Source organism: Kribbella sp. NPDC005582, assembly GCF_040605415.1.
Taxonomy (GTDB): Bacteria; Actinomycetota; Actinomycetes; order Propionibacteriales; family Kribbellaceae; genus Kribbella.
The window spans coordinates 427,433-441,854 of record NZ_JBEXCU010000007.1 but is presented as its reverse complement, the minus strand read 5'-3'; the positions used below and the strand labels follow the sequence as shown (position 1 = coordinate 441,854).

Below are 14,422 nucleotides of genomic sequence, written 5' to 3'. Positions count from 1 at the left end.
CCGAGCGCTAAATCGGGTGACCGGTCGGGGTCGGGCCTTCTAGAAAGAAGGCATGACGATCGAGATCCGGCCGATCACCCGAGCCGAGGCCACGGAGTACCTGCAGGTCCTGCCGTACGTGAACGGCTTCCCGCAGGAAGAACCGGAACCTTCCGCCTGGTACGCCGGTCGCGCGGTCAACCCGCCGCAGCGCAAGGCAACGCCCGAGCAGCTCGACCAGTACGCCGAGAGCCTGCTGACCGACTGGTTCCGCCCACAAGCGGCGTTCGTGGACGGCAAGATCGCCGGCGGTTCCGCGATCGTGTCGGTCGAGCTCACGCTGCCCGGCGGTCGGCAGGTCCCGATGGGCGGAGTCACATCGACGGCTGTGCTGCCGACGTACCGGCGGCGCGGGCTGCTGCGGAAGATCATGACCGCGATGCTGGACGACTGCCGCGAGCGTGGTGAGTTCTTGGCTGGGCTCAGTGCGAGTGAGGCGACGATCTACGGTCGGTACGGGTTCTCTCCGGCGACCTTCCAGCACCGGTGGGAGGTACGGCGTACCGATGTCGCGTTCCAGACGCCATTCACAGACCCCGGACAGCTGGAACTGGTCGACGGTGCTGAGGCAGCGGTTGTGTGGCCGGTTCTGCACGAGCAGGTGCGCGCAGTGCGAGTCGGTGAGGTCAGTCCGCTGCCCGGGAAGTGGAGCGGGCTTGGTGATGGCGCTCTGCCGGCAGACGGCAGCGGACCGGCGTACCACCTGATCCACCGCGATGCAGCAGGTGAGGTGGACGGCGCAGCGATCTTCCGGCTGCCATGGTCGCCAGATCCCGAGCACGCGGGTGAGTTGCAGGTCGAGGCGTTCGAAGCGCTCAACCAGAATGCCTACCGAGCGCTATGGGGTCTCCTGCTCGATTTCGACCTGACCAAACGAGTGGTGGCCGCACGGCGACCGGTGGACGAGCCCCTGCGCTGGATACTGACCAACTCACGTGCCCTGAAGCTCACCCGGACGCGCGACAACCTCTGGCTCAACATCCTCGACGTACGACGTGCTCTGGAGGCACGCACCTACTCCGCAACCGGTGCGCTCGTTCTAGAGGTGGATGGCGTCAGCTGGGCGCTGGACGCGTCACCAGACGGAGCAGCCTGTACGGCGGCGCCGGGGGCGAGGGCGGACGTCAGTCTGACTGTGAACGAGCTGGGATCGCTGTACCTCGGCGGAGTCCGCGCCAGTGAGTTCCGTGACGCCGGGCGGATCACCGAGTACACCGCTGGAGCGGTGACTCGGCTTGACGCTCTGTTGCGACCGGACCGCGCACCGCACAACGCAGTCGGCTTCTGAGGCGCGTGACTGTACGTGGTGTGACCCAATGGTGACGCAGGCGACCACTGGCGCGGTTGCGTGCGCAAGCTAGGGTGGTCCGCGTTGTTGACCGTCGATCGAATGGCGCGGATCGCGCCGGGATGTTTCGAGGTGCTGGTTCGTGCGCAAGTTGCTGAGTCTGGTCGCAGTGGTGGCCCTGGGGTCGTCGATGGCGGCCTGTGGTTCCGACAAGAAGGACGACTTCGGAGCCGGTGGGATCAAGGTGACGTCGGAGTTCGGCCAGAAGCCGACCATCACGCACCGCGAGGGTGAGCCGGACAAGACCCTGGTGACCGAGGTCCTCAAGGAGGGCGACGGCCCCGAGGTGAAGAAGGGCGAGCTGCTCACCGCGAACTACCTGGGCCAGATCTGGCGCGACGGCAAGGTCTTCGACAACTCCTACGACCGCGGTGCTCCGTCGTCGTTCCCGATCGGCGTCGGCGGCGTCATCGGCGGCTGGGACGAGGGTCTGGTCGGCAAGAAGATCGGCAGCCGCGTGATGCTCTCGATCCCGTCCGACAAGGGCTACAAGGCCGAGGGCAACGAGAAGGCCGGCATCAAGGGCGACGACACGCTGATCTTCGTCGTCGACCTGGTCGGCGCGGCCGCGAACGACACCAAGCTCGACGCCGAGCCGGTCACCTCCGCGGACTCCAAGATCAAGGTCACCGGCGAGCTGAACGCCGAGCCCAAGGTGGCCGTCCCGGCCGGCACCAAGCCGCCGGCGAAGCCGGGCAAGCCGGTCGTCGTCGCGCTCGGCAAGGGCAAGCCGATCGAGAAGGGCAGCCAGCTGATCGGCCGCTACGTCGTCTACGACTACACCGGTAAGAAGCAGGCCAGCACCTGGGACGGCCAGCCCGCCAGCCAGACCGGACCGGCTCAGCCCGGCGCCCCGACGGACCAGCTCCAGGTCGGTCCTGGCCCGGGCGGTCAGACCGGCGCTCTCGACGGTCTCGCCGGCATCCCGATCGGCAGCCGCGTCCTGGTCGAGCTCCCCGCCACCAAGGACGCGAAGGGCAAGGCGGTGAACGCGTTCGCGGTCATCGACGTCCTGAACGCCTTCCCGGCCCCGAAGCAGCAGGGCCAGTAGTACTTGCCGAAGACCGCCTGACCACCGACGTGGTCAGGCGGTTTTTGCGTTGCTGAACCAGCGGTTGGTGTCGGGGTGGAAGGACAGCACGAGAGCTGTCAGTACGGCGGTCAGGTGCACGCTGCGCAGTACGGCGGTCAGCAGGAACTGCGGACCCCAGTCGAGGCTGCTCAAGTCGTGGTCAAGGAGCCAGCCGATCGGAGCGAGGACGAGTGAGACGATGCCGACGGTGCCGAGGAGGCCGGCCAGCAGGTACCGGGACCACGCGACTCCGCGCTGGAAGTAGCGGTCGATGACGACGAACAGGGCGCCGTACAGGAGGGTCCTGATGGCGATCTGGGCGGCGATGGCGGGCATGGCGACGCCGTCACCGATCGCACCGACGACTCCGACCACGGACTCCGCTACTCCGGCGCAGACAGCGAGCAGCCAGAGCAGCGTGGCCCATCGCGCGGTCAGCGGTCCTGGGGAGCGTACGAGAACTGTCATGCTCCCAGGCTGACCCAGTACGGCGTTGCGCTCAGGAGCCCTGTGACCACACTTCCAGTGGTGGTACGTCTACCAGTCCGGCCGCATGACGGCCTGCGGCAGCCGCTGCCTCGAAGTACGCGCGGTCCTCGTCGAGTGAGCGACCCATGGTGGACAGCTTGACCGGTGCGGCCAGCATGGCGTCGTACAGGCCGTCCACACCGACTCGTACGACGCGGTGGCGCGCTTTGAGCGGCTCGGCGGCGTCACGGACCGCATCACCGAAGGCGCCGTCCAGATCCGGTACGACGATGTCCGCCGGCTGCAGTGCGACCCGGCCGTACGCCGTGAGGCTGTGGTGCGAGATTCCGCGGTGCCGTGGCCGGGGATCAGCCTCAGAGATCCGCAGCGACGCCACAGCGCGGCCGCCCAGCGTCTGGACGGCGTTGACTGCCTCGCCGGACTGCACTCCGCTGAAGCCCCAGCGAGTCCCCGTCCCCAGGTTGCCCGGTCCCTGCGTCACTACGACGAGCTCCGCCGCCAGCACGTGCACAGCGGTCAGTAGTCCGGTGTGTAGGGTCACGGCTTCGCGGTCGCCGCCGTACGCCTGGCCGACGGTCACTGTGCTGCTCAGCCAGCCCGCCTCGCGCAGCGCGGCCACAGTGCGCGAGAACGCGAGCGGCAACGCCCCACCGTCGGTCATCACGTAGACGATCCGCGTGTTCGGCCGCGCCTCGTAAACCCCGGCCAGTACGGCCGGCAGAGCGGAGTGCAGGTCGGCCACGACCACCGGCGTACCGAAGAGGTCGTCCGCATCCCGCAGTACGTCGTGGTCCGGCGACTCCTGGTCGTCGGCGCCCATCACCATCGCCTGCAACGGTGTGTAGCGCGCCTTCACCAGATGCCCGCCCTCAGGCGGGTCCTCCGGGAGACGGTCCGGCAGTGCCACCACCAGGGCGTAGCCGCCGGTGCCGAGGCCCTTGTCGAGCGCTCCGACGTTCAGCAGCACGCGGTCACCGGCGACCGGCGTACCGACCAGCTCCGGGTAGGCCAGCGCGCGCACCGGCTGCTCACCGACGAGCACTGTCAGCTCGACCGCACCTGCCCAGCTCCGCCCGACCTGCGCCACCACACCATCACGCCACCGAATCACAACGCGACCCTAGTCGTCCGAACACCTGTTCGGTGCGGGGAGGAGGGTTTTGGCCGGAGAAGGCCGTAAGGTGGTCAGGTGTCGGCGCGGAAGAGTGAGCGACTGCTCAACGTGGTCATCTGCCTGCTGGTCGCGCGCACCTACGTGACCAAGGAGCGTATCCGCGAGGTCGTCGAGGGGTACGCGGGCCAGACCGACGACGCCTTCGAGAAGATGTTCGAGCGCGACAAGGACGAGCTGCGCGACCTCGGCATCCCGATCGAGATGGGCACGATCGACAAGTTCTTCTCCGACGACATCGGCTACCGGATCCGCCGGGACGTCTTCGAACTGCCCGAGGTGCACCTGGAGCCGGACGAGGCGGCCGTGCTGGGCGTAGCCGCGCGGGTCTGGCAGCACGCGGGGCTGTCCGAGGCCACGACGTCGGCTGTGCTCAAGCTGAAGGCGGCCGGGATTCAGACCGACCAGTCTGCGCTGAGTGCGATCGAGCCGCATGTCGGAGCGTCGGAGCCTGCCTTCGACACAGTCTGGGCAGCAGTCGTGAGCCGGACGGCAGTGCGGTTCCAGCATCTACGCAGTGGCGCTACTGAGCCGATGACGCGAACCCTGGAGCCCTGGGGCATCGTCTCGTGGCACGGCCGCTGGTACGTCGTCGGCCGCGACCGGGACCGTCAGGCCACCCGCATGTTCCGGCTGAGCCGGATCGGCGGCGACGTGAAGACTGTCGGCGAGGCCGGCGCGTTCACCGTCCCCGAAGGCACTGACCTGCGCTCGCTCGTCTCGGAGCTCGCTCCGCCGCGTCCGACCTCGGAGGCCAAGGTCCGGGCCCGCAGCGGCTCTTGTGTGAGCCTGCGGCGCCGCGCCAACGCCATCGAGCCGTACGAGGAGGGCTGGGACCTGCTCCACGTCCCGTACGCCGACTCCGCCGTACTGGCCGAGGAGATCGCGTCGTACGGGCCGGATGCGGTGGTCGAGGGACCCGGGGACGTGCTGGACGGGGTGCTGTGGAGACTCCGGACGGTGGCCGGTGTCTAACGCCCGTGACCAGGTGCAGCGCCTGCTCGCCCTGGTGCCGTACCTGCGGGAGAACGACGGAGCCCGCGTCGACGACGTCGCGAAGGAGTTCGGCGTCCGGCCGAAGCAGATCCTCGCGGACCTGAAGGTGCTGTGGTTCTGCGGTCTGCCCGGTGCGCAGATGGGCGACCTGATCGAGATCGACATCGAGTCCGCCGAGGGCGAAGGCGTCATCCACATCAACAACGCGGACTACCTGGCCCGGCCGCTGCGGCTGGCGGCTGACGAGGCGCTCGCGTTGCTGACCGCGCTGCGGACGCTGCGTGAGGTGACGGCCGGCCATGACCGGGATGCGGTCGACCGGGCGATCGCCAAGCTGGAGCGGGCCGCAGGTGAGGCCGCTGCGGCGCATGAGGGCTCGGCTGCGCACGTGCATGTCGAACCGGCCGCACCGGAGATCGCTGAGACGGTCAACCGAGCACTGGCTGGCAAGCGCCGCCTGCACCTGACGTACGACGTACCGTCGCGGGACGAGACCACTGAGCGCGATGTGGACCCGATGCGGCTGGTTGTCTCCGACGGACGCAGCTATCTGGAGGCGTGGTGCCGGCTGGCTGAGGACGTGCGCTTGTTCCGGCTGGACCGGATCGCTGACGTCAAGCTGCTGGACCTGCCGAGTGAGCCGCCACCCGAGGCAACTCCGCGCGACCTCTCGAACGGCATGTTCCAGCCGTCCGAGCGGGACCTGCTGGCGACGATCCGGCTCGCACCCCCGGCCCGCTGGGTCGCGGAGTACTACCCGAACGAGTCGGTCGAGGAGGGCCCCGAGGGGTCGCTCATCGTCAAGCTCCGGGTCGCCGACATCGCGTGGCTGCAGCGTCTGGTGCTCCGCCTCGGCGGTGCGGCCACCGTGCTCGATCCGCCCGATCTGAGCAGTCAGATCGCGGATACGGCTCGCGACGCGCTCTCGGCGTACGACCTCTAGCCCTGGCTGAGCAGTCGCTCCAGCGGAACGCGGAAACGGGGTGTCACCCGGACTCCGGCCAGCCAAGTGGTCCACCGGGCTGCCTCGGCCTCGACCAGTGACTCGGTCTCGCGGCCTACGTCGTCGAGCAGCTGGAACCGCACCTCACCGGACTCCGGCTGGCCCCAGCCGCCGATGATCCGGCCGTCCGCCCAGATGGTGGGGCCGATGTTGCCGGTGGTGTCGAAGAGCCTCGCCTTGTGCGCACCGAGATACCACTCGCGGTCCTTCCAGCCCATCGGCGTCGGGTCGAGCGCGGGCAGGAATGCCACCCACGGATCGACCGGAACCTCTGGCTCCTCGTCTCCAGGCAGCACATAGCCGACCTGACCATCCAAATCGACTGCTATGGCCTCCACAGCAGCCAAGGCCTTCTTCGTCCGCCCGCCGGTCCAGCCGGCCCACCACTGCAGGTCAGCAGCCGTCCCCGGCCCGAACGCCGTCAGCCACGCGCGCGCCAGCGCCACCCGGGCCTCCTCGGCCACCGGCTTGTCACTGAACCCACCCGCGACCCAGTCCGCTGCCGGTGACCACTGGTGCTGGCTGCTGAGCCAGGTGCCCAGTGGTCGGCCACGGACGATCCGACCTTCAGCAGCCAGCTGGAACAGCACTCGACTCGTCACATACGGCGCAGCGGCGTACGGCTTGCCCTCGGCCATGTTGAGCCGCGTCCGCAACCGAGGCTCGTCTGCGGCCAGCTCCTGTGCGGTGGCCGAGCCACGCAGCGCCAGTGCGGTCGCAGTGGACTCCTCAACGGCTCGCAGCCATTGGCCACAGGCCTCTGCGTCGCCTGCCACCCCGGCCTCGGTGAGGTGCTTGACCAGCAGTTTGCGCTGTTTCACCGCGATGTCGTCCGCACAAGCCGCCTGGACGATCGGCGCGAACGACGTCGGTACGACGAACACCGTGCGGCGCATGCCGAGCATCCGGATCAGCGAGCGCTCGTCGTACAGGGCACGCTCTGTAGCCGCGACCTCACTGCCGGGGACCCTGGCGGCGACGGACAGATGCACGGTGGCCGGATCCGTGGCGTGCAGCGCGACCATGGCCGCGGCCGCCTCAGTCGCGGTCGCCGCCTGGCACTCCGTGGCGAGCCGGTGCCGGCGCCCGATCCGCGCCCGCCGCTCCTCGACCCCGATCTGCCGCATTCCGCTCCCTCACGCTCACATCGCCCGGTGGACACCTGGTTTTACCACTACGTTCCGACACCGTTGTCAGAACGTGACGCCCCGATCGGCGTGGGCCCTGGGGAGGAACCGGCTAGGCTCAGGGGCATGTACTGGCTCTTGCTCTTCCTCGCGGTGGTGGCGGTGTGGCTCCTGGTCCTCGCTCTGCTCGCCAAGAAGTTGTGGGGCAAGTCCAAGGCGCTCCTGCGTGAGTTGGGTGCCGCCCAGTCCAAGCTGGACGCTGCGATGTCGGAGGACCGGGTCCGGGCGTAGTATCCGTTCCGAATCTCCGGCGTGAGCCACGAATAGAAGTTTTGAAAGGGAGACCGACATGAACCCGCTCATCGCGATGCCCTCGGGCGCCGAGTGGCTGGTCGTCCTCGCGATCGTTGTGCTGCTCTTCGGATCGACCAAGCTGCCGGCGCTGGTCCGCCAGCTGGGCAAGTCGAAGAAGATCTGGGAGGAAGAGGTCAGTCCCCGCAAGAAGGACGCGGAGCTGACCGAGGAGGCGAGCACGCCGCCGGCCCAGGCTCCCGTGCAGCAGGCGGCCCCGCAGGCGCAGGCCCAGCCGAACCAGGCCGCCAACGGCCAGGCGCCCGGCGAAGGTCTGCCGCCCACGCACACGGCCAACTGAGCCGAGTAGTACGTCTTGTCGATGGTGAGGTTCGGACGGCGCAAGGAGAAGAAGGAGCGCCGCCCGAAGGACGAAGAGGGTCGGATGACCCTGCGCGAGCACATTGTCGAGCTCCGGAACCGGCTGCTGATCAGTGTGCTCGCGATCGTGGTCTGCACGATCGCGGCCTGGTTCTTCTACAACGAGGCGTTCGCCTTCCTCACCAAGCCGTTCAACACCGCCATCCGGCCGTACGCCGAGGCCCGCGAGCTGAAGCCGCAGCTCACCCTGCAGGGTGTCGGTGATCCGCTGACGTTCCGGATCAAGGTCTCCGCGATGATCGGCTTGGTCACCTCGGGCCCGATCTGGCTGTTCCAGCTCTGGGCGTTCATCGCGCCGGGGCTGCACCGCAACGAGAAGAAGTGGGCGTACCTGTTCGCGGCGATCGCCGCGCCCCTGTTCGCCAGTGGTCTCGCGGTCGCCTACTGGACGCTGCCGAAGGGTATCGAGATCCTGCTCGGGTTCACCCCCGAGGCGATTCAGAACCTGGTGGAGATCAGCAAGTACCTCGACTTCGTGATCCGGACCATGCTGGTCTTCGGCATCGCGTTCCTGATCCCGCTGGTCGTGGTCCTGCTGAACATGCTGGGCATCGTCCCGGCGGCTGCCCTGGGCAAGTTCCGGCCGTACATCATCCTGGTCATCTTCGTCTTCGCCGCCGTGGCGACGCCGTCTGGTGACCCGTTCACGATGTGTCTGCTGGCGATCCCGATGTGTCTGTTGTTCTTCGTGGCCGAAGTCATTGCCCGGATCAACGACCGCCGCAAGGGGCAAGCCGAAGACCTAGCGGAAGCCTGATGACCCGCAGGATCGCGCTGGTGGTGAACCCCACCAGCGGCCGGGGGCTGGGCGCACGCGTTGCTCCGGTGGTCCGGGCGCGCCTGGAGTCGGCCGGTCTGACCGTCGACAGCTACCAGACGACCTGCGCCGAGGACGTCGGCCGGATCTCGGCCGAGGTGATCGGCTCCGGTGCGGACGCGGTCGCACTCGTCGGCGGCGATGGGACGGTCCACCTCGGTGCTCAGGTGCTGGCCGGGTCGGGGATGCCGTTCGGCGTCATCCCGGCCGGGACCGGTAACGACTTCGCCCGCGGCATCGGCGTACCGCTGAAGGATCCGGCCGCGGCCGCCGATCTGATCGTGGCCGGCAACACCCGCGCGGTCGATCTCGCGGTCGCCAAGGACGAGTTCATCACCACGGTCGTGGCCGGCGGGTTCGACTCGCTGGTGAACCGGCGCGCCAACGCGATGAGCTGGCCCAAGGGCAACTCCCGCTACACCGTCGCCACGCTCGCCGAGCTGCGCACCTTCAACCCCCTCGAGTACGTCGTCACGGTCGACGGCGAGGTGATCGAGACCCGCGCGATGCTGGTCGCGGTCGGCACCGGCCCGACGTACGGCGGGGGACTGCAGATCTGTGCCGGTGCGGTCATCGACGACGGGCTGCTCGACATCACGATCATCCAGCCGGTCTCGCGGCTGACACTGCTGCAGCTGTTCCCGAAGCTGTCCAAGGGGACCCATGTCGGGCACCCGATGGTGCGCGCGCTCCGCGGCCGCTCGGTCCGGATCGAGTCGCCCGGCATCACGGCGTACGCCGACGGCGAGCCGCTGGGGCCGCTCCCGGTCGACATCTCGATCGCTCCGGGCGCCCTGACAGTTTTTGCCTGAACGGCGCGAACAAACATTTGTCGCTGAACTATTCTCAACTCTGTGGTTGGTCTGATAGTAAAGCTTCCTATCAGTTCACGTTACTTCCGGACGCCCCCACGGAGGATCACATGGAGTACCGCCCCACCCGTCGTAGCGCCCTGCTGCTCGGTGCCGGCCTTGCCGCCGTACCCGCTGCCGCGCTGATCTCGCGCTACGCACCCGCCGCCGACGCCGCCGTCCAGGCGGTCAACCTCGACGATCCCGCGAAGAAGGAGATCGCGATGAAGATCGTCTGCAGCGCCGAGAACTCGTCGCTGAACTGGAAGGCGCAGTACAAGTACATCGAGGACATCGACGACGGCCGCGGCTACACCGCGGGCATCATCGGGTTCTGCTCGGGCACCCACGACATGCTCGAGCTGGTCGAGCTCTACACCAGCCGCAAGTCCGGCAACATCCTGGCCAAGTACCTGCCGGCCCTGCGCCGGGTGGACGGCAGCGACTCGCACTCCGGGCTCGACCCGAACTACACCCGCGACTGGGCGACGGCCGCCAAGGACACCGTCTTCCAGCAGTGCCAGAACGACGAGCGCGACCGGGTCTACTTCAACCCGGCCGTCTCCCGCGGCAAGTCCGACGGCGTCCGCGCCCTCGGGCAGTTCGCGTACTACGACGCCATCGTCATGCACGGCGACGGTGACGACGGCACCAGCTTCGGTGGCATCCGCAAGCGGGCGCTGGCCAAGGCGAAGCCGCCGGCTCAGGGCGGCAACGAGACCACCTGGCTGAACGCGTTCCTGGATGCCCGGGTCTGGGCGATGAAGCAGGAAGAGGCGCACAGCGACACCAGCCGCGTCGACACCGCTCAGCGCGTCTGGCTGCGCAACGGCAACCTCGACCTGAACACGCCGCTCGACTGGAAGGTCTACGGCGACAGCTACCACATCGGCTGACCGCCCCCAGCCGCAGCCGGACCCCACACCACCAGGGTGGGGTCCGGCTGCGTTTGCTGATCGGGATGATTTCAGGGTGCCGCAGTGTTCTGATGCTGCATGAGTCGTGCAGACCGTGAGATGGCCCGTGGACTGATCCAGAAGCTCGAGCTCGGACGGACTCCGCAAGAGCAGCGCGCGGATTTCGACGCCCAGTTCCTCGAGCTGCCGGTGGGTGACGACGTCACGCTGACACCGAGCACGCTCGGCGGCGTACCGGCGCTGGATGTGGTGGTCGATGGTGCTGATGGCGGCGGGGTCATCCTGTACCTGCACGGCGGTGCCTATGTGATCGGAAGCGCCCGCACCGGCGCCAACCTCGCCGTACCGCTCGCGCGACGGACCGGAGTCCGGGCGATCTCGTTGGACTACCGCCTCGCCCCGGAGCACCCGTTTCCGGCCGCTGTCGACGATGCGCTCGCGGCGTACCGGGAGCTGATCGGGACGGGACAGCGCGTCGTACTGGCTGGGGACTCCGCCGGTGGTGGGCTGGCGCTCGCCACGCTGCTCGCCGCGCGGCGGGCGGGCGTGCCGATGCCCGCGGGCGCCGTACTGTTCTCGCCCTGGACGGACCTGACGCTGAGCGGGGCGAGTATGGACGGGCGGTCCGACGACGACCCGCTGTTCACCCGGGCGAACATGGCTGAGTCGGCCGCGTTCTACCTGGGCGACGCGGATCCGCGGGATGAGCTGGCCAGTCCGGTGCTGGCGGACCTGACCGGGCTGCCGCCGCTGCTGATCCAGGTCGGAACGGCCGAGGTGCTGCTGGACGACTCCCTGCGCCTGGTGACCCGGGCCGCGGAGTGTGAGGTCGACGTGAGCCTGGATGTGCTCGCCGGCGCACCCCACGTCTACCAGTACTTCGCCGCTATGGTTCCCGAGGCGGACGAGGCCCTCGACCACGCCGCGACCTTCCTGAAGGCCCGCCTGGCGGAGTAAGTGCGTGGGGTTTTGGGGGTGGTCTCGAATAGTGTGGCCCTATGACCACCCCGTCCGAGAAGTACGCAACTTTCCGCTCGGACCAGGAGCATCCTGCGGTCAAGGAGTTCCGTGGGCTGTACGACTTCGCGCTGGACGAGTTCCAGCTGCGGGCCTGCGCCGCGCTGGAGGACGGGCACCAAGTGCTGGTCGCCGCGCCGACCGGCTCCGGGAAGACGCTGGTCGGCGAGTTCGCCGTCCACCTCGCGCTGCAGCGTGGGCAGAAGTGCTTCTACACGACGCCGATCAAGGCCCTGAGCAACCAGAAGTACGCCGACCTCGTCAGCCGGTACGGCGCTGATCAGGTCGGACTGCTCACCGGCGACAACTCGGTCAACTCCGAGGCCCCGATCGTCGTGATGACGACCGAGGTCCTGCGGAACATGCTGTACGCCGGTTCCCGCACCCTGCTCGGCCTGTCGTACGTGGTGATGGACGAGGTGCACTACCTGGCCGACCGGGCCCGCGGCGCGGTCTGGGAAGAAGTGATCATCCACCTGCCGGACTCGGTCTCGGTGGTTTCGCTGTCCGCCACCGTCAGCAACGCCGAGGAGTTCGGTGACTGGCTGGCCACGGTCCGGGGCAACACGGTCGTGGTGCTGGAGGAGAAGCGGCCGGTGCCGCTGTTCCAGCACGTGATGGTGGGGAAGCGGCTGCACGATCTGTTCGCCGGTGAGACGCCGACGGCCGGTGCCGGCGCCCAGGCGCAGTTCGGCCCGTCGGCCGGTCGTCCGATCCGCTCGGGGAACCCGGCGAAGGCCGCGAGCCAGGGGTCGTCCACCGACCTGCGCGACCTGGTCAACCCGCAGCTGGTCAAGATCGCCCGCGACGACAACCGCGTCTTCCGCGACGATTCGCGCAAACCACGCCGGCGCCGGGACCTTCCGAAGAACCGCCCGCAGCGTTCGCACTTCACGCCGTACCGGTCGGATGTGGTGGAGGAGCTGGACGCGGGCGCGCTGCTGCCGGCGATCTACTTCATCTTCTCGCGCAAGGGCTGCGAGGACGCGATGCTGCAGTGCCTGCGCTCCGGCCTGCGGCTGACCAAGCCGTCGGAGCGCGACGAGATCAAGCGGGTGCTGGCCGAGCGGACCGTCGACCTGCCGGACGAGGACCTCGGCGTGCTGGGGTACCACGACTTCGCCGAGGCGTTGAGCCGCGGGATCGCGGCGCACCACGCGGGCATGCTGGCCGCGTTCAAGGAGGTCGTCGAGGAGTTGTTCGCCCGCGGCCTGATCAAGGTCGTCTTCGCCACCGAGACGCTTGCCCTGGGCATCAACATGCCGGCGCGCACAGTGGTGCTGGAGAAGCTGAGCAAGTGGAACGGCGAAGCGCACGTCGACATCACCCCGGGGGAGTACACGCAGCTCACCGGGCGGGCGGGCCGACGCGGCATCGACGTCGAGGGGCACGCGGTCGTGCTCTGGCAGCCCGGGTTCGATCCGCGCGCGGTCGCCGGGCTCGCGTCCACGCGAACGTACCCACTGCGGTCGTCGTTCTCCCCGTCGTACAACATGGCGGTCAACCTGGTCCGTCAGGTCGGGCGCACGCGTGCTCGGGACATGCTCGAGCTGTCGTTCGCGCAGTTCCAGTCCGACCAGGCCGTGGTCGGGCTGGCGCGCCAGGTGCAGCGCAACACCGAGGCGCTCGAGGGCTACAAGGAGTCGATCGACTGCCACCTCGGCGACTTCCTCGAGTACGCCGCTCTCCGCCGCCGGATCGGGGAGCGCGAGTCCTCGGGGTCGAAGGCGCGCAAGCAGGACCGCCGGGTCGAGGCGCAGGAGTCGATCGAGAAGCTGCGGATGGGCGACGTGATCCGGATCCCGGCCGGCCGCAGTGCGGGCTGGGCGCTGGTGCTCGACGCCGGTATGCGTTCGGAGCGGGAGGGGCCGCGGCCGACCGTGCTGACGCTGGACCGGCAGGTGCGGAAGCTGTCGATGATCGACTTCCCGACTCCGGTCGAGGCGATCAGCACTCTGCGCATCCCGAAGAAGTTCAACGCCCGCAACCCGCAGCAGCGGCGCGAGCTGGCCCAGGTACTGCGGGTCCGCACCGACCTGCTCGGTGAGGACGGGCCGCCGTCGCGCACCCGTGGTCGCGATGTCGTCAGTCATGCGGACGACCCGGAGCTGCAGGAGATGCGGGCGGAGCTGCGCGCGCATCCGTGCCACGGCTGCTCGGACCGCGAGGACCACGCCCGGTGGGCCGAGCGGTACTTCCGGCTCGATCGGGAGAACCGCGATGTCCAGCGCAAGATCGAGCAGCGGACGAACACGATCGCCCGCCAGTTCGACCGGGTCTGCCAGGTGCTCGACGCTCTGCACTACCTGGACGGTGACAAGACCACCGAGGCCGGCGACCGGCTGGCGCGGATCTACACCGAGCTCGACCTGGTCGCGGCCGAGTGTCTGCGCCAGGGCGTCTTCGACGAACTCACCGTGCCCGAGTTGGCGGCCGCGCTGGCCGCGCTCGTCTACGAGTCGCGCTCGAAGGACGAGCCGACCTCACCGCGGTTGCCGCGTGGTGACGTCCGGATCGCACTGGACCGGATGGGCCAGATCTGGCGCGAGCTGTCGATGCTCGAGCGGGACATGCGGGTCGACTTCCTGCGCTCGATGGACCTCGGCTTCTGCTGGCCGGCGTTCCGTTGGTCGGCCGGCGCCTCGCTGGCCGAGGTGCTCTACGAGTCCGACCTGGCCGCCGGTGACTTCGTCCGCTGGACCAAGCAGCTCATCGACCTCACCGAGCAGGTGGCCGACGCCGCGGGCGACACCCCGCTGCGGCACACCGCCCGCCAGGTCGTGGAGCAGATCCGGCGCGGTGTCATCGCCTACGCGACGGTGGTGGAGGAGGGCTAGTTCACG

The 14,422-nt window shown here is 68.7% G+C and carries 14 protein-coding genes; 11 read left to right on the top strand and 3 right to left on the bottom strand.

Going from position 1 to position 14,422, the window contains the following annotated elements:
• Positions 1-52 precede the first annotated feature (52 nt).
• Both ABZS29_RS33840 and ABZS29_RS33835 read left to right on the top strand, forming a co-directional pair.
• Complete coding sequence (locus ABZS29_RS33840; RefSeq protein ID WP_355468281.1) at positions 53-1,327, top strand: GNAT family N-acetyltransferase; 1,275 nt, start codon at positions 53-55, stop codon at positions 1,325-1,327.
• A gap of 142 nt (positions 1,328-1,469) precedes the next feature.
• Entirely contained in the window at positions 1,470-2,438 is a 969-nt protein-coding gene (locus ABZS29_RS33835; protein ID WP_355468279.1) for an FKBP-type peptidyl-prolyl cis-trans isomerase, read from the top strand.
• 33 nt (positions 2,439-2,471) lie between these two features.
• Here the strand turns inward: ABZS29_RS33835 and ABZS29_RS33830 are convergent, their stop codons facing one another.
• A complete protein-coding gene (locus ABZS29_RS33830; RefSeq protein WP_355468277.1) occupies positions 2,472-2,927 on the bottom strand; it encodes a hypothetical protein in 456 nt (151 codons plus the stop codon).
• A gap of 31 nt (positions 2,928-2,958) precedes the next feature.
• A complete protein-coding gene (locus tag ABZS29_RS33825; protein ID WP_355468275.1) occupies positions 2,959-4,059 on the bottom strand; it encodes a DUF3866 family protein in 1,101 nt (366 codons plus the stop codon).
• Between the two features lie 78 nt (positions 4,060-4,137).
• Here ABZS29_RS33825 and ABZS29_RS33820 point away from each other — a divergent pair, with 78 nt between their 5' ends.
• Both ABZS29_RS33820 and ABZS29_RS33815 read left to right on the top strand, forming a co-directional pair.
• Positions 4,138-5,094, top strand: a complete 957-nt coding sequence (locus ABZS29_RS33820) for a WYL domain-containing protein (RefSeq protein ID WP_355468273.1) — start codon at positions 4,138-4,140, stop codon at positions 5,092-5,094.
• Complete coding sequence (locus ABZS29_RS33815; protein ID WP_355468271.1) at positions 5,087-6,058, top strand: WYL domain-containing protein; 972 nt, start codon at positions 5,087-5,089, stop codon at positions 6,056-6,058. The genes ABZS29_RS33820 and ABZS29_RS33815 overlap by 8 nt, the downstream gene beginning before the upstream one ends.
• Here ABZS29_RS33815 and ABZS29_RS33810 read toward each other — a convergent pair.
• A complete protein-coding gene (locus ABZS29_RS33810; RefSeq protein WP_355468269.1) occupies positions 6,055-7,245 on the bottom strand; it encodes a winged helix DNA-binding domain-containing protein in 1,191 nt (396 codons plus the stop codon). The two genes, ABZS29_RS33815 and ABZS29_RS33810, sit on opposite strands and share 4 nt — an antisense overlap.
• Before the next feature lie 126 nt (positions 7,246-7,371).
• On the opposite strand from ABZS29_RS33810, the gene ABZS29_RS33805 reads away from it, so the two are divergent.
• From ABZS29_RS33805 to ABZS29_RS33775, 7 genes are all read left to right on the top strand, one after another.
• Positions 7,372-7,536, top strand: coding sequence for a hypothetical protein (locus tag ABZS29_RS33805; protein ID WP_165952621.1), 165 nt, complete (start codon positions 7,372-7,374; stop codon positions 7,534-7,536).
• A gap of 58 nt (positions 7,537-7,594) precedes the next feature.
• Positions 7,595-7,897, top strand: a complete 303-nt coding sequence (locus ABZS29_RS33800; RefSeq protein ID WP_355468266.1) for a twin-arginine translocase TatA/TatE family subunit — start codon at positions 7,595-7,597, stop codon at positions 7,895-7,897.
• 21 nt (positions 7,898-7,918) lie between these two features.
• The gene (gene tatC / locus ABZS29_RS33795; RefSeq protein ID WP_355468264.1) at positions 7,919-8,734 is read left to right on the top strand and encodes a twin-arginine translocase subunit TatC; all 816 of its coding nucleotides are present in this window, start codon (positions 7,919-7,921) and stop codon (positions 8,732-8,734) included.
• Positions 8,734-9,606 (top strand): YegS/Rv2252/BmrU family lipid kinase, encoded by an 873-nt coding sequence (locus tag ABZS29_RS33790; RefSeq protein ID WP_355468262.1) that lies wholly within the window; start codon positions 8,734-8,736, stop codon positions 9,604-9,606. Before tatC ends, ABZS29_RS33790 begins: the two co-directional genes overlap by 1 nt.
• 110 nt (positions 9,607-9,716) lie before the next feature.
• Entirely contained in the window at positions 9,717-10,541 is an 825-nt protein-coding gene (locus ABZS29_RS33785) for a chitosanase (RefSeq protein ID WP_355468260.1), read from the top strand.
• Positions 10,542-10,640: 99 nt separating this feature from the next.
• Positions 10,641-11,519, top strand: a complete 879-nt coding sequence (locus ABZS29_RS33780; protein WP_355468258.1) for an alpha/beta hydrolase — start codon at positions 10,641-10,643, stop codon at positions 11,517-11,519.
• Between the two features lie 41 nt (positions 11,520-11,560).
• Positions 11,561-14,416, top strand: coding sequence for a DEAD/DEAH box helicase (locus ABZS29_RS33775; protein WP_355468257.1), 2,856 nt, complete (start codon positions 11,561-11,563; stop codon positions 14,414-14,416).
• The last annotated feature ends 6 nt before the right edge of the window (positions 14,417-14,422 follow it).